Raw genomic sequence first — 23,179 nt, 5'->3', positions numbered from 1 at the left:
GTGCATGGTGGCTGGCCGCAGTTCGCCGACGGATCGGCGAAGACGGGTTTCATGACGGATCGGGTGCAGCCACCGAGGCCGGTTCGATACCGATCGGAGCCGTGCCCTGTGCGAGCGGAAGATCGGACAGCGTCAGGCTGCCCAGTTCGGAGATATGCGCGATCGTCCGGTCGGGCGCGGGATCGATGACGAGACTTTCCGCGTCGCGCGCATAGTGCCCCTGGCGCACGAAGATCGTGGTCAGGTGCGCGCCGAAAATGCGCTTCATCGCCGCCAGCAAGTGCGGCTTGTCATCGACCATCACGTAGTGCGCAGCGGGATACGCGCGCTGGATGGCCTCCGTCATGCGCTCCTTGTGCACGTACACCAGCACGCGGCCATCCACCGCCTGCGAGATTCCCGAACGAAGGATTTTTCTCGGCTGAAACACGATGTCGCCGTCGGAGAGAATCACCGTCGAACCCAGCGTTCGCAAATGGGCCAGCGTTTCCAGCGCACCGGGGTAGAGCAGATCGGCGAACGGATACTCCAGCAGATACGACGCCAGCGGCATCAGCGCCGGGTGGTATTCGTGACCCAGGCGAAACTGCTGCAACGCGCCGAGATAATCGGCGTAGCCCTGCGTGTCGCGCAGCTTGTTGTAGATGGACCAGTAACGCTCGCGCTCCATGGCGCCGAAATCGCGGTCGAGGCGCGCCGTGAGGGCGGCCGCAAAACCATCGTTGTCGAGCAAGGTGTTGTCGACGTCGAGCAGGAAGACAAGTGAAGCGGTGTTCGACACAGTGAAGTTTCCTCAGCGTTTGGATCATTCCACTTTTGGATCATGCCAGCCGCCGTCGCCGGCGGTCAGCGCCTTGGCGGCGGCGGGGCCCCAGCTTCCTGGGGCGTACTCGTGCACCGGCTCCGCATTGTCCAGGACGGGATCGACCACCGCCCACGCCGCTTCCACGCAGGCATCGCTGGTGAACTGCGAGGCGTCGCCACGCATCGCGTCTCCCAACAAGCGCTCATAGGCGAGCTGTTCGTGCACCGGGTGATGCCTGGCCACCAACTCGACCGGCTCGCCGCGCATCTGCTCGCCCGCCTGCTTCACCCGCGCGCCGGTGGAGATCACCACCTCGGGACTGAGCCGGAAGCGAAAATAGTTGGAGTCCTGCCGGGGCGCGGTATCGAACACCGCCAGCGGCGGCTGCTTCAAGGTGACCATCACCTCGCAACTCGTCACCGGAAGGCATTTGCCGGTACGGATGTAGAACGGCACGCCCGACCAACGCCAGGTGTCGATATGCAGGCGCAACGCCGCATAGGTTTCCACCTGCGAGTCGGGCGCCACGCCCTTTTCGTCGCGATAGCCACGGAACTGGCCACGCACCACCTGGCCCGGCTCCAGCGGTCGCATGGCCTGGAACAAACGCTGTTTTTCCGAACGCATCGAGGCCGCCTCGTGCCCCATTGGCGCCTCCATCGCGAGCAAGGCCGTCACTTGCAGCAGATGGTTCTGCACCACGTCGCGCAAGGCGCCCGCTTCGTCGTAGAAACTGCCGCGACCCTGCACGCCGAAACTTTCCGCCATGGTGATCTGCACGTTTTCGACGTAAGTGCGATTCCACACGGGTTCGAGGAAGGTGTTGGCAAAGCGGAAGTACAGCAGGTTCTGCACCGCCTCCTTGCCGAGGTAGTGATCGATGCGAAAAATGTTCGATTCCGGGAAGGCCTCGTGCAGCGTCTTGTTCAAACGTTTGGCCGACGCCAGGTCGCGCCCGAACGGTTTCTCGATGACGATGCGCGCGTTGTCGGCGCAGCCGGAGCTGGCCAGTCCCTGCACCACCGTGTCGAACATCGTCGGCGGTATCGCCATGTAGTGGATCGGGCTGCGCGCCTCGCCCAGCGCCTGCTTCAGGCGCGTATACGTGGACGGATCGTGGTAATCCCCATCGATGTACTGCAACTGCGCGGCAAGCCGCTCGAACGCCTTGGCGTCGCACAGGTCATGTTCCGTCAGGCTCTTGCGGGCGCGCTCGCGCAACTGCTCCAGCGTGAACTGGCCATATGCCACGCCGATGATCGGCATGTCCAATTCGCCTGCCTGGATGAGCGCCTGCAACGCCGGAAAGATCATCTTGTAGGCAAGATCGCCGGTCGCGCCGAAGAACACGAAGGCGTCCGATCGTGAGCCACTCATGATTGCGCATCCACTCCTGTTGCCATGGGCCCTTGGCGATGCCTCGCACGGGCGGGTCCTCCACCCTGACCTACCGGGCGTTAAATCCAGGCATGGACAACATGGGATTGGCGTGAGGCCGCTCGTGGGTTCTTGCGGCCTGCCGCGGCGAGCGTCAATGCATGCCGAGCCACATCGCCAATGCGCCGGCCAGTATGCCGAAGCCCACCACCGACAGGGCAATCGTCACCAGCAAGCGCAGCGGAAACGAACGGCCGAGCATGGTCAGCGAGGGTAGGCTTACCGGCGGCAGCGTCATCAACAGCGCGGCCGCCGGTCCCACGCCAAGCCCCAGGGCCAACATGGCCTGCACGATCGGCACCTCGCCCGCGGTGGGGATCACGAACAGCATGCCGGCCACCGACAGCGCCACGATCCAGATCCATGCCTCGCCCATGTCCGGGCCGATAGGCGGAAACATCCAGGCGCGCGTGGCGCCCAGCAGCAGCACGATGATCACGTATTCGGGAATCAAGCGGAGGGTCATGCGCACGAAGATGCGCGCCCACAGCATGACCACCTCGACGAACGTGCGCGGCTCGGGCTCCGCCGGCGGCAGGTCCAGCGCGATGGGACGGCCCGGCTCGGCCAACCGGTTGGCCAGCTGCCCCAGCCCGAACACCATCGGCACGGCAAGCGCCAGGCGCAGCACGGTCCAGTGCCAGCCCAACACGAAGCCGGTGAATATCAGCGTGGCCGGATTGAGCATGGTATTGCCCAGCCAGAACGCCACCGCGGCGCCCGGCGCCGCCTGGTGACGGCGCAGCCCCACCACCACCGGCGCCGCGCAACAGGTGCACATCATGCCCGGCACGGCCAGCAGGCCGCCGGCGAGCACGCTGTTGAATCCGCGGCCGCCCAGCACACGCGCCACCCAGTGCACCGGCAACAAGGCCTGCACACCCGAGCCCAACAGCAGGCCCAGCACCATCGCCTGCCAGATCGCCTTGCCATAGGCCAGCGCGTAGCCGAGCGCGGCGCTCCATGATGGCGCGGGTGCGCTGGATGCGTCGCCCATCAGGATCGAATGGCCGATGGAATGCTGTGCCGCCGCCGTGAACGCGCGGCCGTAATACGGATGCCACTTCACGTAGAACAGGCCGGCGACGGCCAACAACACGAATACCAGGAAACGCGCGGTGCGCGACGTCTGCGATGCGGCGGGCATGCAAGCCTCTCCGAACAGCGTGGGACGTTACGGCCCTACAGGGCACGACATTGCCCACCGATCACCGCAGGCCGGATGCGCTGCGGAGGGGCACGATTTTCGAACCAGGCGATGCGACTGCGGTGCACAGCATGCTACGGCGTCCGGGCAAAGTCACTAGCATCCGGCGCCATCGGCTTTGGATGGCCAAATACTGTGTCTGCCTTGCAACAGACACGCTTACGGATACAGCGAAAGTTCGCCTTCGATTTCCACCGGGATGTTGAACGGCAGCTCGGCCATGCCGACGGCGCTGCGCGTATGCGCGCCCCGCTCCGGCCCATACAAGGCCAGGATCAGCTCGGAGAAGCCGTTGATCACCTGCGGCTGCTGGGTGAAACCGGGCGCGGAATTCACCATGCCGAACACGCGATGCCAGGCGCATACGCGGTCGAGATCGCCGATGCTGCGCTTGAGGCTGGCCAGCACGGAAAGCGCGACCAGGCGCGCCGCCTGATAGCCCTCGCTCACCGACAGCTCGGCGCCCAGCTTGCCCAACGGCGCGGCCATCGCACCGTCCTCGCCCTGCGGCCCGTGGCCCGCGATGAAGACCCTCGTGCCATGCACCTGCACGAACTGAAACGGCAGGCTCACGCCGGGGGGCACGGTGAACGGCGGCGGCAACTTCAGTCCCATCTCCGTCAGGCGGGCTTCGATGGCGCTCATCGGCATCCTCGATTCGTCTTATTCGCGGAAAGACCCGCGCGTCGCTTCACGCATGTTACGGCCCAACGACACCAGCTTGCGCATCAGCGTACCCAGGGCATTGTCCGCCACGTAGGCCGTGCGCAGCCATCCCATCAACTGCTCGCGGTAAAGCAGCACGGCCACCATGATCTGCATTTCCAGCAGGGCCAGGAAGACGTCGATCCCCACCGAGTCGATGGTCAGCGCCGTGGGCACGGTCTCGGGCTGGCTCAACAGGATCAGCACCACCGTCACGGTGATCACGCCGATCATCCACTTGCGCACGTCTTTGCGGCGCCACTCGGCGGTCAGCGCCTCGAGCGTAAACCACTGCGGATCCAGCCAGGCCATCCCTCCCTCCTTGTCGCCCGACGGCGCTCACCCCCTGTCTCGCCCCACCATGGAGGCGTCCCGTCGACAACAAAAGGGGCACCCTCACGGCGAGCGGCGTAGGCTTTGTATCGCTGTGTATCCGCCGCCGCTCCGGTTACACGCGCTTGCAAATCCGCGAGGTCTCCACACAGAGCAGACACACGGAAATGGTCTTCTAAACGGGTCAAGCAACCAGCCGGGAGACGTTCCATGTCCGATCAGATCAATCAGCAGCGCCGTTCCCTTCTTGGCGCAACCGCCCTGGGCCTTGCGCTGGCCCCGTTCGGTCTGGCCACGCTTGCCCACGCCCAGGCGTCATCGCCTGCGCCGTCGGCCGGGAAGCGCGTGGCCGCGAACAGCCACACCTCGTTCAAGCCGCTCAAGCATGTGAAGGCGGGCGTGCTCGACGTGGCCTATGCCGAAGACGGCCCCGCCAACGGCAAGCCGGTGCTGCTGCTGCACGGCTGGCCGTACGACATCTACAGCTTCGTGGACGTGGCGCCGATCCTGGCTGCCGCGGGCTATCGTGTGATCATTCCCTACCTGCGCGGCTATGGCGACACGCGCTTTCTCTCGGCGGACACCAAGCGCAATGGCCAGCAGGCGGCGCTCGCCACCGATGCCATCGCGCTGCTGGATGCACTGAAGATCGACCAGGCCATCGTGGCCGGTTTCGACTGGGGCGCACGTACCGCCGACATTCTTGCGGCGCTGTGGCCGCAGCGCTGCAAGGCGCTGGTCTCGGTGAGCGGTTACCTGATCGGCAGCCAGGAAGCGAATCGCGCACCGCTGCCGCCCAAGGCCGAATTGCAGTGGTGGTATCAGTTCTACTTCGCCACCGAACGCGGCGAAGCCGGCTATGCGAAGTACACGCACGATTTCGCCCGCCTGATCTGGCAACTCGCCTCGCCGCAGTGGGCGTTCGACGACGCCACCTTTGCCCGCTCCGCCGCCGCGCTGGACAACCCCGACCAGGTTGCCGTGGCGATCCACAACTACCGTTGGCGGCTGGGCCTGGCCGAAGGCGAAGCGAAGTACGACGCGCTGGAAAAGCAGCTCGCCGCGCTGCCGGGCATCGGCGTGCCCACCATCACGCTGGAGGGCGACGCCAACGGCGCACCGCATCCGGAACCCGGTGCCTACGCCAAGCGCTTCACCGGCAGGTACGAGCATCGCCAGGTGAACGGCGGCATCGGCCACAACCTGCCGCAGGAAGCACCCGAGGCATTCGCCAAGGCCGTCATCGACGTCGACAAGTTCTGATGCCCTCCGGGAGAAGGTCCATGAAGTCGTTGCTCGCGTTGTCCAGCGTCGGTGTCGTGCTGCTGGCAGGCCTCTTCGCGGTGGCCTGCCACGCTGCCAGCGAACACACGTCCAAGCCTGCCTCACCGATCTATGGCGTCACCCTGCCCGACGGCTATCGCCAATGGGAACTGATCGCGCCGTCGCTGGAGGGCGAGCCGCTCAACGAACTGCGCGCCGTGGTCGGCAACCCGACCGCGATACAGGCCTATCGCACGAACACACTGCCATTCCCGGATGGCAGCATCCTGGTCAAGCTCGCCTGGAAGCGCACGCCGTCGACCGAGTTCGAAGCGGCCACTGTGCCGGGCGCCGCCACCACGGTGCAAGTGATGGTGAAGGACGCGAAGAAGTACGCCACCACCGGCGGCTGGGGCTTCGGCCGCTTCGTCGATGGCCAACCCGTGGATGAAGCGCAGCACCGCACCTGCTTTGCCTGCCATCAGGCGCGCGTCAAGAACCACGACTACGTGTTCACGCGATACGCTCGCTGACCCCGGCCAGCCGCCACATCGCGATGGGCGAAGCGCTGTCTATTGCGGGAAAAGCAAAGTGATCACGGCGCGATAGCCCCATCCGTGCGGACTGGTCGCGCTGGTCGCCGCCCAATAGCGCACGCCGCCGGTGAAACTCACCGGCAATTTGCCCACCTTGGTCAACTTGGCCACGGTTAAATTCACTGGCACCGCCGCTTGATGCGCATGCCAGTCGTAGGTGGACTCGGCGTTGATGCCATAGGTCCATGCCGTGGGTGTGGTGTAGGAAAGAAACGGTTGCAGGAACAGGCTGCTCAGCGGCGCACGGTCGCGATTGTTCTTCACGCTGGCAATCGACCAGATCTGGTTGGTCAGAAAGCCATAGGTGAAGCCATGCGATTGCTTCAGCACCACGATGGTCGGTCCCAGCCCCCACTTCTTCGCACCCAGCAGATCGCCGGTGGCCGTGGGCAGCAGAAATGCCGGACCCACGCCCCAGATGATTCCGCCGGCACCCGGTGCCTTGGGCGAAAAGAACAGGCTTTGGGTGATGTCGCCCAGTCCCGACTGACTGCCTGAGCCGGGCGAGATATCCGACTGCGTGGTCACCGGCAGGATGGTGCGGGAGATCATGTTCCAGTCGTCGCTGATGGAGATCGGCACCACCGGCTGCACGTTCATGGTCAGCCGGTGGCCACGTTCGTCCGGGCCGATCTTGCTGTCGTAGTTGAACTGGAACGGCGCGCTGATCAGCGAAGCGACCGGATTGGATAGTTTCTTCGCCAGATCGGCGGTATCGCCACCCGCGGCATCGCCGGATGTCGATTGCGCGTGAACGGTAACGGAAAGCAACAGCGGCAAAAACAATACGACGGGATAGCGCAGATGCATGTCCTGCTCCGAGGCACGCCAAGGCTTACTGTCCTGCGCGGATGGCGAGAAGTCATGCGAAGAACTACGGGGTGGCACACCGTGTTCTTACTTAGGTCCCTTAAAAAAAGCCGTTTGCGTGCGTCGTGCATTGCTGCTTTGACAACCAACATTACCCGTTACATCGCTGAAACACCCCTCCACGAACGACCGGAAAAAATAGGGGAACGCGCGATGCAAACTGAGGGAAACTCCCGATGTCGCGACGCATGTGCCTGCGTAGCCTGTGATTGCAGCTTCAACACGAGTTGCAACACCCAATCAGGAGACACCGTCATGCCGCGCTACATCGTCGAACGCCAATTCCCCAACGGGCTTTCCCTTCCCACCAATGCCACTGGCGCCGCCAAATGCGTTGCCATCGTCAACACCAACGCCGAAGAAGGCGTAACCTGGCTGCACTCGTACGTGAGTGAAGGCAAGACCAAGACGTTCTGCGTCTACGATGCACCGAGCCCCGAAGCGATCCGCCAGGTGGCCCGCCGCAATGAGTTGCCGGTGGACCACATCACCGAGATCTCCGTACTCAATCCCTATTTCTATTTGAGTATGGCGGGAGCCAGTCGTGCATCGGCGAGCCGAACGGTTTATAGAGCACCGTGGCGTCCGTTCCGCTACTTCCTCTAACGGAGCGCTGAGACGCCAGCTTGCCGCCCTGCCCTGGGCAAGGCACCTGTCGGACACGCGTTGAGGGTGGAAGGTTGGAACTGGTTGAGCGTGACTACGCCTTGCAGCGTCTACGCGACGCGCGCGACCTCGCGCAGCAAGGCACCGGCCGCACCGCGCTGGTCTATGGCGAGGCGGGAATCGGCAAGACGTCGCTCGTGCGATGCCTGGCCGCCGGACACGACAGCGGCCGCGTCCTGATCGGCGGGTGCGAGGCTTTGTTCTCGCCCCGCCCGTTGGGTCCCTTCTACGACATCGCCGATGCGTTCACCAGCCGCACAAGAAGCCTGCTGGGCCGCGAAGGACGCCGCGCCGAACTGTTCGCCGCCCTGCTCACGGACCTGCAGGAACTCGACGGCACCACCCTGCTGGTGCTGGAAGATCTGCACTGGGCCGATGCCGCCACGCTGGACCTGGTGAAGTACCTGGCCCGGCGCATCGAACGGGTGCGTGCACTGCTGGTGCTGACCTATCGCGACGACGAGCTCGACGCAAAGCATCCGCTGCGGCTGCTCTGCGGCGACCTGCCCAGCGACGCTGCCGTGCGCGTGCCGTTGCTGCCGCTATCGGAAACCGCCGTGGCCGACCTGGCCCAACGCACGGGCCGTTCGTCGGAAGGACTGTTTGCTGCCACCGGTGGCAATCCGTTCTTCGTCACCGAGGCGTTGTCGGCCGAAGGCTTGCCGGCATCGGTGCGCGATGCCGTGCTGGCACGCGCGGGACGGCAGACGCCGGCCGTGCGCGAGCTGCTCGATCTGGCCGCGATCGTGCCGGCACGCATCGACGTGTCGCTGGTCCACGCGCTGCTCGCTCCCAGCGACGAGGTGGTCGCCGCGGCGCTCGCCTCGGGGTTGCTGTTTGCGCAGAGCGGCACGTATGCGTATCGCCATGAACTCGCGCGCATCTCCATGGAACAGGCGCTGCCCTCGCCAGTGGCTGCCGCCTTGCATGCGCGATTGCTGTGCCACCTCGAATCGCTTGGCGAGAACGTGCCGATGGCGTGGCTGGTACACCACGCGGCAGGTGCCGGCGATTGCGCGTCCGTCATGAAATACGCGCCCAAGGCCGCCGCCGATGCCGCCGCCCACGGCGCGCACTGCGACTCCGCCTGGCTTTACGGTCGGGCGCTGGCCCATGCCGGCGGGCTGCCCGACGATGCGCGTGCGGAGCTGCTCGAACGTCATGCCTACCAGTGCTACCTCACCAGCCAGATCGACAGCGCAATCGCCTCCAGCCAGACCGCCCTCGCCCTGTGGCGCAAGCTGGGAGACAAACGCCAGGAAGGCCACATGCTCCGCTGGTTGTCGCGCCTGCACTGGTTTGTCGGCCGCAATAGCGACGCCGACGTGTACGGCAACCTCGCGGTGCAATTGCTCGAATCCATCCACGCCGACGACGAGCTGGCCTGGGCGCTGAGCAACCGCGCGCAAATGCACATGCTGGCCGGCCGCACCACCGAGGCGGTGACCTGGGGAACGCGCGCCATCGAGATGGCCGAAAAGCAAGGCAACACTGAAGTGCTGGCCCATGCATTGAACAATGTCGGCACCGCGCGTTGCGTCCGCTACCACGCCGATGGCAAGGACATGCTCAAGCGCAGCCTGGAAATCTCCATCGCCAACGGCTACGGCGAGCATGTGGCGCGCGCCTACGCCAACCTCACCAGCAGCGCCGTGACCACGCGCGACTATCCCGAAGCGCAGTGGTACATCAGCCAGGCGGCGGCATATTTCGCCGAGCGCGACCTGGATTCGTGGTCGCAATACGTGGTGGCCTATCAGACCCGGCTGGATTTCGAACAAGGACGCTGGGATGCCGCGGGCCAGCTCGCCAGCCATCTGCTGACGCGAGGCGACGTGACGCCGGTCGCGCGCATCCCCGCCTTGAACGTGCTCGCGCGCATTCGCCTGCGTCGCGGCGATCCCGGCGGCGCGGAACTGCTCGATGAAGTGACCGAACTGGCCTGCGCCACCGGCGAATTGCAGCGACTCGCACCCGTGGCCTCGGCGCGCGCCGAGGCGGCATGGCTGCGTGGTCAGGATGGCGAAGACGATCCCGTAGTCAGCCGAACTTGCCTGTTGGCGGAACAGCTGCACGATCCACGCGCTCTCGGAGAACTGTTGTTCTGGCGCCGCTGGATGGGCCTGGAGGCGTCCGAAACCGCCGAGATCGAACACGCCTACGCCTTGCAACGCGACGGCCAATGGCAGGACGCCGCGCTGGCGTGGCAAAGCATCGGCTGCCCCTACGAACGCGCGCTGGCCTTGATGGAAGGCGACGAACACGCCATCGGCGAAGCACTGGCCACGCTATCGGCACTGCAGGCTTCCGCCACCATCAGGCGCTGCCGCGAATCGCTCCATCGCAACGGCGTGCGCGGCATGGCCCGCAGCCCACGCGCGAGCACCGTGGCCAATCCCGCCGGATTGACCCTGCGCGAACTGCAGATTCTCTCCCTGCTCACGCAAGGCCTGTCCAACACCGAAATCGCCGACCGCCTCGCGCGTTCGGAGAAGACGGTGGAACATCACGTCTCGGCCGTACTGCGAAAACTCGATGCCCGTTCGCGCGGCGAAGCCGTCGCGGCGGCGGGACGCCTCGGACTCGGTTCAACGCATTGATGGGCTGTTTAGAAGTCCGATTTTCCGAACCGCGCCACACCTTGATTGTGTCCCGGCGGATCCAACGTGCTGAGATCGAGCGCCAGCGGCCGGCCTATCCATTGCGCCAGTGAGGTGTGATCGGCGAGGTCGTCATCGGTTAGCGGATGCACCAACGCAGTGAGTCCCGACGAGGCGATGATGTCGCGGATCGCGGCCAAACCGTCGGCCGTGAAATGAATTTCGAACTGCGGTAGTGGGTGGGGCCCGGCGCTGCGGTCGCTCAGTCGCCCGACAAAGCGAAGCGGAGGAATGCGTGCACGCTGCATGCTCTCGATCAGGTTTTGCCGCAGCACTTCGGCGATGGGGCGCGTGCTCGCGTCGTAGTAGACGTGCGCGTGATACGGGGCCGTTCCGGATGGGTCGCGATGGGTGGTCATGGCACTGCCCTGAGGGTCCGCTTGATCTGCTTTGCTGCTGCGCACGTCCGGCGCCGCCGCCGCACGGGCACGGGCCGCCCAGGCGGCGCTGGGTATGTCGAGATGAAAGCTGGGCACGCAACGGCTCCGAACGCAAGGACCGATTTCCCCGGTCGGCATGATGCCGTTGGCGTAAAGCCCAATAAACATGGGAATATTTTGGACATTCCAAACCCATGGGTTGTTAGTGATGAACAAGCTGGCCAACATGGAAATGTTCGTGCGCGTCGTGGAGGCCGGCAGTTTCGCGGCAGCGGCCGAGATCTGCGGCGTCTCCGCCACCATGGTCGCCAAGCACGTCGCCGATATCGAACAGCGGCTGGGCGCGCGCCTGCTCCATCGCACCACGCGACGGCAACAGCTATCGGAAGTGGGCCGCCTCTACTACGAACGCTGCAAGACCGCGCTGGCGGAAGTGGAGCGGGCCGAAGCCAGCGCGCTGGAACTGCACGAAAGTCCTCGCGGAAAACTGCGTCTTGTCGCCCCCGTCAGTTTTGGCAGCTACAGCATGGTTCCCTTGCTGGGCGAATACATGGAACGCCATCCGGATGTCGACGTGGATCTCACGCTCGACAACCGCCTTCCCAATCTCGCCGATGGCGATTTTGAACTGGGCGTCTACATTGGCGAAGTCAACGAGCCGGGCATCGTTGCGCGACCGCTGCGCCCGTATCGACGCCTGCTGGCGGCGTCGCCGGCGTACCTGGAACGCCACGGCCAGCCCATGCATCCCGAACAATTGAGTGAGCACCTGTGCCTGGGCCTTTCGTACTGGCGGCGTTACAACCATTGGCATTTTGTGGCCGACGACGGCACTACTTGCAGCGTCAACGTGCAAGGCCGCTTTACCGCCAACCAGGGCAATGCCCTGCGCGTGGCCGCACGCAACGGCATGGGCATCGTCCTGCAACCGGAAGTCGTGCTTACCGATGATCTCGCGTCGGGCCGGTTGGTTGCGGTACTTCCCGGCTGGTCGCTCAAGCCTTCGCCCATGTACCTCATCTACGCACAGGACCGGCACCCCACCGCGAAGCTGCGCAGCGTGATCGATTTCCTGCTGGAGCGATTGGGTGCGGCGGCGTAGCGGCATTCGAGCACTCGCAGCCACGCTATCGGCCATATCGATCAGGACTTGATAGCCGAACCAGGCGCAAGCGTCCTTCATTCATGCCACTTCGACGAACGACGACAAACGAAAACGTTTTCTAAATTTCCCCGCCGCAGCGCCGATAAAAACCGTGCGCGGAGTGATGGGCTCCGTATCCCGGAGCGAACATGTTGGTCCTCGTTGGAGCGGTGGTGGTGTTGGTGTGCGTGCTAGGCGGCTTCGTGCTGTCGCATGGACAGATTCTTGCGTTGTGGCAGCCCTATGAGTTGCTGATCATCGGCGGCGGTGCGCTGGGTGCCTTTCTTTCGGCCAATCCGGTCAAGGTGGTGAAGGCGGCGCTGCGCGACGTGCTCGGGCTGCTGAAAGGCCCGAAGTACCACAAGCAGGATTACGTCGATCTGCTCTCGATGCTCTACGAACTGTTCAGCCTGATCCGCAAGGAGGGCTTGCTCGGCGTGGAGGAACATATCGAGGACCCGCAGGCGAGTTCGCTGTTCTCCGCCTATCCGCGCCTGCTGCGCGAACATCATCTGATCGAGTTCACCACCGACTGCCTGCGCCTGATGGTGGGCGGCAGCATGAATCCGATGGAGCTGGAACAGCTGCTGGAAGTGGAGCTGGAAACGCACCACCACGAAGCCGTCGCCCCGGCGCTGGCGGTGACCAAGCTGGCCGATGCACTGCCGGGCTTCGGCATCGTGGCGGCGGTGCTGGGCATCGTCACCACCATGGGCCAGCTCGACGGCGACACCTCGCGCATCGGCATGCACATCGCCGGCGCGCTGGTCGGCACCTTCCTCGGCATCCTGCTCTGCTACGGCTTCATCGGACCGCTGGGCGCGGCGATGGAGAACCGGGTGCAGGAAGACGGCAAGGCATTCGAATGCGTGAAGATCGCGCTGCTCGCCAACCTGCGCGGCTATAACCCGAAGGTAGCCGTGGAGTTTGCGCGCAAGTCGCTGTCCGCCAACGCGCGGCCGGGCTTCCTCGATCTGGAGGAGCACCTCAAGGCGCCGCGCGCCAAGGCGGCGACGTGAGCGAACAAGGCGAAACGCCACCGATCATCGTCGTACGCCGCGTCAAGCGGCATGGCCACGGCCACCACGGCGGCGCGTGGAAGGTGGCCTATGCGGATTTCGTCACCGCCATGATGGCCTTCTTCCTGGTCATGTGGCTGATCGGCGCGGGGACCCGCGAGCAACGCGCGGCGATCTCGGAATACTTCAAGAATCCGAGCATGACGCAAGGCACCGCCACCATGGCACCGCCAGGCCGCATGGGTCCGGGCGGCGCCAGCACCAGCATGATCAAGATGGGCGGCGCGATGGATATGCCGCACGGCCCGGGCCACGACCGCCAGGGCGCCGCGGCGGCGAGTACCGATCCCAAGGAAATCGAGAAGGAGGCGCGCAAGCAGGAGCGCGCGCGCCTGGAAGAACTGATGCAGCAGTTGCAGGCCGCGATCGAGAAGAGCCAGGCACTCGCCCCGTTCAAGGATCAGCTGCTGCTGGACATCACCTCCGAAGGCCTGCGCATCCAGATCGTGGACAAGCAGAACCGCCCGATGTTCGATCTGGGCAGCGCGCAGCTGCGGCCCTACACCACCACCATCCTGCAGGAGCTCTCGGGCTTCATCAACCGCGTGCCCAATCGCATCAGCCTCTCCGGCCACACCGACGACGCGCCCTATACCAGCGACCATCACTACAGCAATTGGGAGCTGTCCGCCGACCGCGCCAACGCGGCGCGGCGCGCGCTGCTCTCCGGCGGTCTGACCGAAGACAAGATCGCACGCGTGGTGGGGCTGGCCGCCTCGGTGCCGTTCGACCGCGCCAACCCGGGCGACCCGGTCAATCGCCGCATCAGCATCATCGTGATGAACCGGCAGGCCGAGGCGAGCACGCTTTCGCAGGAAAGCGGCGGCACCGAGGAGAAGCCATCGACGGCCCTGCTCCCCACGGTCACGCCGATTGCGCCTGCGATCATCACGGTATCGGCGGCTGCGGCTGACGACAGCGCGCAGGCGGGGCCACACTCGCCCTGAAGCGTCCATTCTCCCGTTTGCGAAGACACATTGCGGCCCGCCTCCGTCACCGGCAAGCTTGATCATCGGTTTCCATGCAGCGATGGCCCGGGGGCAAATGGTCATCGCTTCGCTCCATGTGTTTTCCAGGGGGAATGTGCATCGCATGATTCGACACGCCGCGCGGGTGCTTTTGTTTGCAGGGATCCTGGGCATTTCCTCGCTCCACGCCGAGGAAGCATGGGCACCGGTGGAGGCGCGCGTACCGTTCGCACCGAGCGCGTTCACGGGAAGCGACGGCCTCACCCATCTGGCGTACGAGCTGCACGTCACCAACTTCTACGGCGACTCCGGCGCGCTCAAGCCGCAGGGACTGGAAGTGTTCGGTGACGACGCGACCACCCCACTGCTGACGCTGGATGCGAAGCAGCTATCGCAAGTGGTGAAGCCCGCGCCGGCGGACCAAAAACCCGTGGCGATACTCCCGGGCAAACGCGCCGTCTTCTTCGTCTGGTTGACCTTCCCCGCCGGCACGCCCGTGCCGCACCGCTTGCATCACCGCATCGAATTCATTGCCGACAAGCATGCGAACAGCGTGCTCGATGGCGCCACCGTCCAGGTCAGCGAAGCCAAGACCATGATCATCGGCGCACCATTGCGCGGTGGTCGCTGGCTGGCCCACGAAGGTCCGGGCGCCGCCCAGTCGCACCATTGGGGCAGCCTGGTGGCGGTGAACGGACAGCTCACCATTCCGCAACGCTACGCCCTGGACCTCGTGGGTATCGACGACGCGGGGCACGTGATGCGGCCCGGCGTGAAGGACATCCAGAAGTCCAGCTACGCCGACTGGATCGGCTACGGTGCGGACGTGCTCGCAGTGGCTGACGGCGTCGTGCGCAGCGCGCGCGACGGCGAGACGGAGCACCCGCCGCTCAGCGCGCAACCGGAACCCAGCGCACTCACCAGCGACGGCCTGTTCGGCAACTACGTGGTGCTGGAAATCGCACCGGGCACGTTCGCCAGCTATGCGCACCTGCAGCGTGGCAGCCTCAAGGTGAAGCCGGGCGACCGGGTGCGTCGCGGTCAGCTGCTGGCGCAGCTGGGGCAGTCCGGCAATTCCGCCGCACCGCATCTGCATTTTCAGCTGTCCAATGCCGTCGCGTTCGAAGGCTCGGAAGGTGTGCCTTATGCGTTCGAGCGCTTCGACTACCTCGGCCCCGAATCCGAGGGGCAACTGTTTGGACAGGGCGATCCGTGGAAAGCCCTGCCCATCGAACACCGCCAATCGCAGCTACCGCTCAACGATGTGGTGATCCAGTTTTCCCATCCCTAGGACGCGTTCCGGCGACTTACGGCGCGCGCTTCGGCAGCGTCCAGCCCGGACGCGGGAAATGGCAGGTGTAGCCGTTGGGAATGCGCTCCAGATAGTCCTGGTGCTCCGGCTCGGCCTCCCAGAACGGGCCAGCGGGGGTCACTTCGGTGACCACCTTGCCGGGCCACAGGCGCGATGCATCGACATCGGCGATGGTGTCTTCCGCCACCTTCTTCTGCTCATCGCTGAGATAGAAGATGGCCGAACGGTAGCTCATGCCCACGTCGTTGCCCTGGCGGTTCCTGGTCGACGGATCGTGGATCTGGAAGAAGAACTCCAGGATTTGTCGATAGCTGATCACGCTGGGATCGAACACGATCTCGATCGCTTCGGCATGCGTGCCGTGGTTGCGATAGGTGGCATTGGGCACGTCGCCGCCCGAATAGCCCACGCGCGTGGACAACACGCCCGGGTAGCGCCGCAGCAGATCCTGCATGCCCCAGAAGCAGCCGCCAGCCAGGATCGCGGTTTCGGTTTTCGTGCTCATCGCTTGGTCCTTCCCATCGGTAAGAGTGTCGCGTTTCGGGAGCGCCTGCGTGCCAAAGCCCCCACCGCAGCTGCATTCCATGTGGTGCTGAGCGGCTGCGTTCTCAAGTCGTCGGGCGCACCCAGGGCACCCTTCCGATGTCTTCGCTCAAAGGGCTTGTGAGGTTACTTCTTGGACGGCCAAGCGGCTCCACTATCGACTGCGCTCAACGAGCGTGAGCCCGCCGTAGTCCCACTCCTACGACACGCGGCCTGTGCCACCTGTGGAATGGCGCATCCGGCGTGCGGAGCGCATGCTCCACCGCGCCTCGCAAGAGGCAGAGAACCCAAGCGGCATCGCACACGCTTATAACCCGGGGGTTGGGCGCGTGCGATCGCCGCCGGGCTGCCGGGATACCGCCCATGCCGCACACGCCGTTTTCGCTCAACGCGCGTCAGTCACCGCGAGTTGATACTCCTGCGCGCTGAAATGGCCGAGCGACAACTGGCTGCCATCCCTCGCCTTCGCATGGGCGCCTTTTCCATGATGCACACCGCTCAGCAACGGTGCGCCGTAACCTGCGCCTGGGTCGATGCCTTTGGCGGAAAACAGCGCACGCACATCGCCTGCACCGTGCCAACGCATCGATGCCTGCGTACCCATGGGGATCGGCTTGATCGTCTGAGCCGCCGCCATCGCGGCATGCAACGGCCGGGACGAAGCATTGACCGCATACAAGGGTTCGTCATCCATGGTCTGGGTGCCGACCCAGGCCAGCGGTATCACCAGGACGCATGCGGCGAGCCACCAATTCCGCTGGCCGGAGCGGGGTTTTCCATCGTCGGAACGAGACATAGCTGCCGTCTCCTGTGATGTAGCCATGCGCAACGAAGCAAACGCTTCGACCTGACGACACAAGCCGGTATCCACGGAACGTTCACGCGGTTCCCAAGGGCCGGTGCCAGGAAGAACCTAACCAACCTTAGCTACGCCTGCGTGACGCTGACGTTTCGGCCGTTTTCGAGGGCAACGGCACCGTGCGCGCCCTGCGCCGCTCGGCCCGCCTGAGACGCCCCCAGGCGCGCCAACGCAAGACCTGAGATAATGGCCGATTGCCCATACGCGCACGGCTCGTTATGCACATCGGCATCGACTTCGGCACCAGCTACTCGGCCGCCGCCGCCATCATCGGCGGCAAGCTCACCCTCGTCCGCTTCGGCGAGGCGGAGCAGTTCCGCACGGCCGTCTATTTCCCCGAACTGGTGCCCGACCCGAACGACTTCGAACTCACCCCCGAGCTGGAAGCGCAGATGGAAGCGCACATGCGCTCCGCACGCCTGGCCTTGCGCCGGCAGACCGCCGGTGGCGAGGTGTCGCGTTCGGACCAGGAACTGCGTCGCGACGCCCTGCGCGTGGTACGCCGGCAATGGATGGAAGAACAGGCGCGCGCAGCCACGGCATCGGTCGCCAGCTTCCAGCACGCGTTGTTCGGCGAAGAGGCGGTGGAAGGCTATCTGGAAAGCGGCGGCGGCAATCTGATCGAGTCGCCCAAGTCGATGTTCGGCTACCGGCTGGACCCGCAGGTGCGCAAGGTGATCGTGCATATCGCCACGCATATCCTCGAGCACATCCGCTTGACCGCCAGCCGCCAGTTCGGCGAGCCCGTGCGCGGCGCGGTGATCGGCCGTCCGGTGGAATTTCGCAGTTCGATGGGCGCGGCCGGCTCGGAACAGGCCATCGAGATCCTGCGCGAAGCGGCCGCGGCGGCCGGCTTCGACGAGGTGAGCTTCCTGGAAGAACCCGCTGCCGCCGCGATGCACTATCACAAGAGTCTCAGCGACCGGCAGCACGCGCTGATCGTGGATATCGGCGGCGGCACCACCGACGTCACGCATGCGGAACTCGGCGGTATCGCCTCGCCGCTGATCGCGCGCAACTGGGGCCTGCCCAAGGGCGGCACGGATCTGGACGTGGGCGTGAGCCTGCACCATTTCATGCCGCTGATGGGCAAGGACATCGTGCGCATACCGCAGCATCAGTTCGTGGAAGCAGCGAGCGTGCACAACCTGCCCAAGCAACGCGAGTTCCGCAAACAGAACTATCGGCTGATTGCCGCGCCTTACGGTCCGCGCCTGCGCGCCCTGCAGGAGTTGGGCGCTACCACTCGCCTCAATCAGACGGCCGAACGCACCAAGATCAGCTTGAGCAGCGAAGCCAGCCATCGCGCGCCGCTGGACTTCATCGAACCGGGCCTGGCGGTGAACGCCACGCGCGAGGATCTCGATACGGCCATGGAACCCTTCCTCGCGCTGCTGGAACGCACCCTCACGGGCGTACGCGGCGATCTGGCAGCATTGCCGGAGAGCGTCTTCCTCACCGGTGGCACCTCGCGTTCGCCGCAGGTCAAGGCACGCGTGCAGGCCTGTTTCCCCGAGGTGCCGCTGGTGCACGGCGATCCGTCGCTGGGTGTGGTGTCCGGGTTGGCGGTGGCGGCGAGCGAGGCGGTCGGCGTCGCCTCCTGAGACCGCGCACGCGCAAGCTTTTGCCGGCCAGCTTCGTCACGACGCTGTCACCGTGCATTGTTTGAATCTCCGGCTATGTGTCCGGCGCGGGTGGTCCGCGCTGCGTCCGCACATCAGAAGGGGTGACCCCATGAAGAAAGTTTTGATGGCGCTGGCCACGGCCGGCCTGCTGTTCGCGTCCGCGGCCCAGGCCGCCACCTCGCGCACGAGCTGGGTCGTATCGCAGATCTACGGCTACAACCATCCGCTGGCCGCCACGGACAGCGCGGATCTCGCCACCAAGATGTCGACCATGGCGGCCAGCGCGTTCGACTTCTATCGCGGCACCGACCACATCTTCTACCAGGACATGGCCACCCTGCCCGCCTCGGCGTATACGACCGCACAGACGGGTTTCACCTGGATCGGCGGCGACGCGCACATCGGCAATTTCGGCGCATGGCAGGACAGCAGCGGCAACAACGTGTTCTCGGCTGACGACTTCGACGAGGGCTACCTCGGCCAGTACGTGTGGGACCTGCGCCGCCTCGCCACCAGCATGGTGCTGGCCGGCCGCGCCAACGGCATCGCCGACAACGACATCACCACCGCCATCAAGACCATGGTGGCGGCGTACATGAGCGAGATGAGCGACTTCAAGGGCAGCAGCGACGAGCTGAGCTTCCAGCTGAAGAACGGCAATACGTCGGGCGTGGTGCAAGACACCATCGGCGATTCGAAGGGCGACTCGCGCTCCAGCCTGCTGAGCAAGTACACCCAGCTGAGCGGCAGCACGCGCAGCTTCCAGACCATCGCGAACACGCTGGTCCCGGTGAACAGCAGCACGTACAGCGCCATCTCGGCCGCGATGAACAGCTACATCGGCAGCATTTCATCGTCCAAGCGCTACGCCGCCAGCTACTACCAGGTGAAGGATATCCGCCAGAAGCTCGGTTCCGGCGTGGGCAGCCTGGGCAAGCTGCGCTATTACGTGTTGATCGAAGGGGCCTCCTCGTCCACCTCCGACGACGTGATCCTCGAGCTCAAGCAGGAACTCGCCAGCGCGGTGGCCGAGGTCGACAACGGCCAGCTGTCCGCCGCCGATTACGGCAACAACGAGGCCCAACGCGTCGCGCTGACGGCGAAAGCGCAAACGCTCAATGCCGACGTGCTGATCGGTTACGCCAACATCAACGGCATGGCGTTCTACTTCCACGAGAAGTCGCCGTTCGAGGAAGACTTCGATTTCACCCAGTTGAGCAGCGCGGGCAAGCTCAACACCGCCGCCACCTATCTGGGACAAGCACTGGCCTCCGCCCATGCCATCTCCGACCAGGATTACAACAGCGCCATCGTGTCGTATAGCATCGACAAGCAGGTCACCGACGCGGTGAGCAGCACCAGTGGACTGCAGTCGGAAATCTCGACGTTTGCGTTCAACTATGCGGCGCAGGTCACGCTGGATTGGCAGTCGTTCGTCAGTGCCTATGACGCGGGCACGGCGCTTTATTGAGTGGCGCGAAGCCGGAGCGGCGCTGCCTGCTCCGGCTTCTTCATGACGCCCGCTGCTTACGCGGCATTCGCCTTGCGCAGTGGCGTGACGTTGGACGCATCGCCCTTGCCTTCCAGGTCGGGTTCCGCCGAAATGAAACTGGGCCGCGCCTGCATCACCTTCATCGCGCGCTGCACGTTGGGATACTTCGCCAGCAATCCGGGACCTTCGGGCATCTGCGCCAGCGAGTACAGCAACGGCGCAGCGAGATAGTCCGCCAAGCAGGGCGCATTGCCGACGAGGAAGTCGTGCTTGCCATAGGCCGCATCCAGCGTGGCCAGCATGCGATCGATATCGGGCAAGGCGGCATCGATGACGGCGCGGTCCGGCGCCGGGCCCGATGGAAACAGGTACGGCAGGATGAAGCGCGTGACGATCGCGTCGTAGCCATAGTCGTCCAGCACGCTGTACCACTGCTCCGCCCTGGCACGCGAAGTGACGCCGCTGGCCGGCAGCAGGCTGGGACCGTCGAAAGCCTCATCGATATAACGAAGAATGGCGCGCGTCTCATAGAACTGCAGCGGGCCGTCGTACATGGCCGGGATGCGGCCGAACGGATGGATCGCATCCACCGCGGGCGAATGCGGCGCCTCCGACTTGAGCGCGTACGCAACGCCCTTCTCGGCCAGGGCGATGCGCACGGCGCGCACATAGGGGCTGATCGGATTGCCCACCAGCACCACGTTGCCGGCCGAACCTTCGGGATCGAGATAATCCACCAGGCGATTGAAGACGGACGTCCAGCCCTGGTTGTGATCGTCGCGGATCGCGGCATCGGGGAAGCCCGTATGACGCATGTGCATCTGCGTGCCGCCGTCCTTCTCGGTCAGCGTCACCTCGATCAGCGTGGTGCGCGCAGCGAGATCGCCCTCGCCATCCCATGCCCAGGTATAGGCGAGAAACGACGGCCGCTCGATCACCTGATAAGTGCCGCTTGAACCATGCGCGGTACCGTCCCTGGTCACCATGGTGACGCGGTAGTGGCCGCCCACGCGCACATCGACCGCCACCTCGCCGACATGCAGGCCGCGTGGACAATGCCAGGCGGCAAGTGCGGCCTCGTTGGTGAAGGCGTCGAACACCTTCTCGCGCGGCGCGCGGATGAAGCGGGTCATTTCCAACTCGAATGTGGCGGCTTGCGTGGTCATGGCTTTTTCCTCGGTACACGTGGGGCGCCGCTGCCAGGCTTCTTCGCTTCGGCGCGATGGGTCTGTTCGACAAACTCGACCAGTCGATCCAGGCTGTCTTCCCAATGACGGCGATAGGCTTCCAGCCAGTCGTGCGCATCATGCATGGGTTCGGCGCGGAGACGGCAAATACGCCAGCGGGCATCCACTTCCCGTTCGATCAAGCCGGCGCCTTCCAGCACGCGCAGGTGCTTGGAAATCGCGGGCGCGGAAATGTCGAACGGTTCGCCCAACTCGCCGACGGTGGCTTCGCCCCGGGCCAGACGAGTCAGGATGGCGCGACGCGTGGGATCGGCCAGCGCCGCGAAGGTGATCGACAGCATGTCTTGGGTATGTGCCATGAGTGTCAATTAACCACTTGGTTAATCGATAGTCAAGTGCCTGGATATCGCGACTTTGTGAAGACGCGACGATCGGTCCGGCGGGAGAACGGTGCGGTGGCGGGCGTCGAGGCGCCGCCACCGCCGCTGGTTTAGAACTTGTACGAGATCATCAGGCGGTTATAGGTAAACGGCTCGTTGCCCGGATTGAGATTAGCGACGCCGCCCACCGAACGCTCCCAGCGATCGCGCAATTGCAATCCTTTGAGCACGCTGTCCAGGTTGTAGATGATGTCGAAGTACACGTCGTGGCTGTCGCCGCGCTCGAGCGAGGTGTACTTCGCATAGGCCGCCACCAGCTGCAGCTTCTTGTCGAAGAAGTTGTACTGCGCGCGTGCCTTCCACGCGTGGCCCGGGCCGATCTCGACCAGGCCGCGGATCATCGAGGTAGTGAACAGCGGATCGGTGGCGTAGTTCACGGTATAGGGCGAGATCAGACTGCCACCGCCCACCGCACCGGATTCGCCGTCGAGCTTGTTGTAGGCAAAGTCGATGCGCCCGTCATAGATCGACGTGCCCACATCCGCACCCCAGGCTTCGGCCTTGACGCGATTGCCGGCCACACCCACCAGCTTCGCCTGCGTCTGCACCAGGATGTTGTCGCCGCCGCTGTCGTTCTCGCGCAATGCCTGCACCGCGATGAACGGATTGAACGGCGTATCCGTGTTGAAGGTGTAGCTGCCGTTGACGTAACCCATCCGCGCGAAGCGCAGGAAATCGTAATACCAGCCTTCGGCTTTAAGGCCGCCGTTGACGTAGGTCGTGCCGGCTGCCCAGGTTCCGTTCGCTTCGGGCGCGGAGAGCGGCAGCGCACCGTTGTTGCCGTACATCGAATCGCCGTTGTACTTCGACGGGTAATACAGGTTGTCGTCGTACATGCCATTGGAAGTGCGGCTCTTCCAGCTGAAGGTGCGGATGGCATAGATGTTCCAGTCCTTCACCGGCGTGATGTCCACCAGCGCCGCGTTGTACGACGAAGGAATCACGCGCGAATCGTTGCCGCCCATCCATGGCGTGTTGAGGTACTGGTAGCCGCCGCGAAAGAGAAACCAGTCGCGCTTGAACTGCAGATAGGCCTGACTCCAGGCACCCAGCGAACTGTTGGGCCCCATCAGCGAGGTGTCGATCTTGGCCGGATTGTCGTCCTTGGTGCCCAGCGCGTTGGCCGTCACGAACGAACCGCCCAGGCTGAACCCGCCAAGAAAAGCGCCCGTCTGCGCGTTGATCAACGCAGCCAGCGAGAGCGCATGCGCATCCGGCGTGGCAGGCGTGTCGTAGATCCGGTTGAAGTCGTACAGGCGCAATTCGCCATCGACATGGCCGTTGGTAAAAATGTCGCTGAAACTATCGCTATCGGCATGGGCGCCGGCAGCACATACCGCCAAGGCCAGGGCAACGGCCAGCTTGCATCGCATACGTTTCTCCCCACGTGTCGGCGTGATCCAGGCGCCATCTTAGCCAGTTTGTGACAATTCGATGACAACTCGGGCGAGCCGGCGTTATGAAGGTTCGCCATGACCTCATGGAGGCCAGGTTCTGAGCGCCATCGGGCCATCACCATTCGCAAGAAATCGCAGCCGACAGGCAAGGTCGAAGCACCGCGATGCGCCGTGCACGAATGCCCGGAGCCGAAATACTTCCAGTGATCTT

The 23,179-nt window shown here is 64.6% G+C and carries 22 protein-coding genes; 10 read left to right on the top strand and 12 right to left on the bottom strand.

The genetic code is table 11. The features are described 5' to 3' along the window. Window positions 1-49: 49 nt before the first annotated feature. From ISP20_RS06905 to ISP20_RS06885, 5 genes are all read right to left on the bottom strand, one after another. Window positions 50-781 (bottom strand): HAD family hydrolase, encoded by a 732-nt coding sequence (locus ISP20_RS06905; protein ID WP_338030972.1) that lies wholly within the window; start codon window positions 779-781, stop codon window positions 50-52. A gap of 24 nt (window positions 782-805) precedes the next feature. After that, window positions 806-2,182 carry a glucose-6-phosphate dehydrogenase gene (gene zwf / locus ISP20_RS06900; protein WP_204635322.1) on the bottom strand — a complete coding sequence of 459 codons (1,377 nt, stop codon included), beginning with the start codon at window positions 2,180-2,182 and terminating at the stop codon, window positions 806-808. A 154-nt stretch (window positions 2,183-2,336) separates the two neighbouring features. After that, window positions 2,337-3,389 (bottom strand): permease, encoded by a 1,053-nt coding sequence (locus tag ISP20_RS06895; protein ID WP_204635321.1) that lies wholly within the window; start codon window positions 3,387-3,389, stop codon window positions 2,337-2,339. Between the two features lie 219 nt (window positions 3,390-3,608). After that, the gene (locus ISP20_RS06890; RefSeq protein ID WP_204635320.1) at window positions 3,609-4,094 is read right to left on the bottom strand and encodes a RidA family protein; all 486 of its coding nucleotides are present in this window, start codon (window positions 4,092-4,094) and stop codon (window positions 3,609-3,611) included. An 18-nt stretch (window positions 4,095-4,112) separates the two neighbouring features. Further along, window positions 4,113-4,466 (bottom strand): hypothetical protein, encoded by a 354-nt coding sequence (locus tag ISP20_RS06885; protein ID WP_204635319.1) that lies wholly within the window; start codon window positions 4,464-4,466, stop codon window positions 4,113-4,115. Window positions 4,467-4,697: 231 nt separating this feature from the next. On the opposite strand from ISP20_RS06885, the gene ISP20_RS06880 reads away from it, so the two are divergent. Together ISP20_RS06880 and ISP20_RS06875 are read left to right on the top strand one after the other, a co-directional pair. Continuing rightward, a complete protein-coding gene (locus ISP20_RS06880; RefSeq protein ID WP_204635318.1) occupies window positions 4,698-5,750 on the top strand; it encodes an alpha/beta fold hydrolase in 1,053 nt (350 codons plus the stop codon). 20 nt (window positions 5,751-5,770) lie between these two features. Next, the gene (locus ISP20_RS06875) at window positions 5,771-6,283 is read left to right on the top strand and encodes a cytochrome P460 family protein (protein WP_204635317.1); all 513 of its coding nucleotides are present in this window, start codon (window positions 5,771-5,773) and stop codon (window positions 6,281-6,283) included. A gap of 39 nt (window positions 6,284-6,322) precedes the next feature. Here the strand turns inward: ISP20_RS06875 and ISP20_RS06870 are convergent, their stop codons facing one another. Continuing rightward, the gene (locus ISP20_RS06870; RefSeq protein WP_239535411.1) at window positions 6,323-7,156 is read right to left on the bottom strand and encodes a transporter; all 834 of its coding nucleotides are present in this window, start codon (window positions 7,154-7,156) and stop codon (window positions 6,323-6,325) included. Between the two features lie 315 nt (window positions 7,157-7,471). Here ISP20_RS06870 and ISP20_RS06865 point away from each other — a divergent pair, with 315 nt between their 5' ends. Both ISP20_RS06865 and ISP20_RS06860 read left to right on the top strand, forming a co-directional pair. Continuing rightward, window positions 7,472-7,822 (top strand): DUF4242 domain-containing protein, encoded by a 351-nt coding sequence (locus ISP20_RS06865; RefSeq protein ID WP_204635316.1) that lies wholly within the window; start codon window positions 7,472-7,474, stop codon window positions 7,820-7,822. Between the two features lie 74 nt (window positions 7,823-7,896). Beyond that, a complete protein-coding gene (locus tag ISP20_RS06860; protein ID WP_204635315.1) occupies window positions 7,897-10,482 on the top strand; it encodes an ATP-binding protein in 2,586 nt (861 codons plus the stop codon). A gap of 8 nt (window positions 10,483-10,490) precedes the next feature. Here ISP20_RS06860 and ISP20_RS21570 read toward each other — a convergent pair whose 3' ends face one another. Further along, complete coding sequence (locus ISP20_RS21570) at window positions 10,491-11,150, bottom strand: DOPA 4,5-dioxygenase family protein (RefSeq protein ID WP_239535409.1); 660 nt, start codon at window positions 11,148-11,150, stop codon at window positions 10,491-10,493. Here ISP20_RS21570 and ISP20_RS06850 point away from each other — a divergent pair. From ISP20_RS06850 to ISP20_RS06835, 4 genes are all read left to right on the top strand, one after another. Further along, window positions 11,131-12,024 (top strand): LysR family transcriptional regulator, encoded by an 894-nt coding sequence (locus ISP20_RS06850; protein WP_204635314.1) that lies wholly within the window; start codon window positions 11,131-11,133, stop codon window positions 12,022-12,024. The genes ISP20_RS21570 and ISP20_RS06850 overlap by 20 nt on opposite strands. 191 nt (window positions 12,025-12,215) lie before the next feature. Continuing rightward, window positions 12,216-13,085 carry a flagellar motor stator protein MotA gene (motA, locus tag ISP20_RS06845; RefSeq protein ID WP_204635313.1) on the top strand — a complete coding sequence of 290 codons (870 nt, stop codon included), beginning with the start codon at window positions 12,216-12,218 and terminating at the stop codon, window positions 13,083-13,085. Further along, complete coding sequence (gene motB / locus ISP20_RS06840) at window positions 13,082-14,092, top strand: flagellar motor protein MotB (RefSeq protein ID WP_204635312.1); 1,011 nt, start codon at window positions 13,082-13,084, stop codon at window positions 14,090-14,092. The genes motA and motB overlap by 4 nt, the downstream gene beginning before the upstream one ends. A gap of 145 nt (window positions 14,093-14,237) precedes the next feature. After that, window positions 14,238-15,404: a M23 family metallopeptidase gene (locus ISP20_RS06835; protein WP_204635311.1), complete on the top strand. Its 1,167-nt coding sequence runs from the start codon at window positions 14,238-14,240 to the stop codon at window positions 15,402-15,404. Window positions 15,405-15,420: 16 nt separating this feature from the next. On the opposite strand, the gene msrA is transcribed toward ISP20_RS06835, so the two are convergent. Further along, a complete protein-coding gene (gene msrA / locus ISP20_RS06830) occupies window positions 15,421-15,930 on the bottom strand; it encodes a peptide-methionine (S)-S-oxide reductase MsrA (protein ID WP_204635310.1) in 510 nt (169 codons plus the stop codon). Between the two features lie 423 nt (window positions 15,931-16,353). Next, entirely contained in the window at window positions 16,354-16,839 is a 486-nt protein-coding gene (locus tag ISP20_RS06825; RefSeq protein ID WP_204635309.1) for a hypothetical protein, read from the bottom strand. 206 nt (window positions 16,840-17,045) lie between these two features. Between ISP20_RS06825 and ISP20_RS06820 the strand changes: the two genes are divergently transcribed. Beyond that, a complete protein-coding gene (locus ISP20_RS06820) occupies window positions 17,046-18,431 on the top strand; it encodes an Hsp70 family protein (protein ID WP_204635308.1) in 1,386 nt (461 codons plus the stop codon). 130 nt (window positions 18,432-18,561) lie between these two features. Beyond that, window positions 18,562-19,923 carry a DUF2252 domain-containing protein gene (locus ISP20_RS06815; RefSeq protein WP_204635307.1) on the top strand — a complete coding sequence of 454 codons (1,362 nt, stop codon included), beginning with the start codon at window positions 18,562-18,564 and terminating at the stop codon, window positions 19,921-19,923. A 56-nt stretch (window positions 19,924-19,979) separates the two neighbouring features. On the opposite strand, the gene ISP20_RS06810 is transcribed toward ISP20_RS06815, so the two are convergent. The 3 genes from ISP20_RS06810 to ISP20_RS06800 all read right to left on the bottom strand — a co-directional run bounded on the left by ISP20_RS06810 (window position 19,980) and on the right by ISP20_RS06800 (window position 22,944). Next, a complete protein-coding gene (locus tag ISP20_RS06810; RefSeq protein ID WP_204635306.1) occupies window positions 19,980-21,110 on the bottom strand; it encodes an SRPBCC domain-containing protein in 1,131 nt (376 codons plus the stop codon). Further along, on the bottom strand, window positions 21,107-21,490 hold the full coding sequence (locus ISP20_RS06805; RefSeq protein WP_204635305.1) for an ArsR/SmtB family transcription factor: 384 nt from the start codon (window positions 21,488-21,490) through the stop codon (window positions 21,107-21,109). Before ISP20_RS06805 ends, ISP20_RS06810 begins: the two co-directional genes overlap by 4 nt. Window positions 21,491-21,621: 131 nt before the next feature. Continuing rightward, the gene (locus ISP20_RS06800; protein ID WP_204635304.1) at window positions 21,622-22,944 is read right to left on the bottom strand and encodes a hypothetical protein; all 1,323 of its coding nucleotides are present in this window, start codon (window positions 22,942-22,944) and stop codon (window positions 21,622-21,624) included. Window positions 22,945-23,179 lie beyond the last annotated feature (235 nt).

This window comes from Dyella kyungheensis (assembly GCF_016905005.1).
In the GTDB taxonomy this organism is placed as follows: Bacteria; Pseudomonadota; Gammaproteobacteria; order Xanthomonadales; family Rhodanobacteraceae; genus Dyella; species Dyella kyungheensis.
Note: the sequence above shows the minus strand (reverse complement) of the source record. Positions and strands in the feature narration are given on the sequence as shown.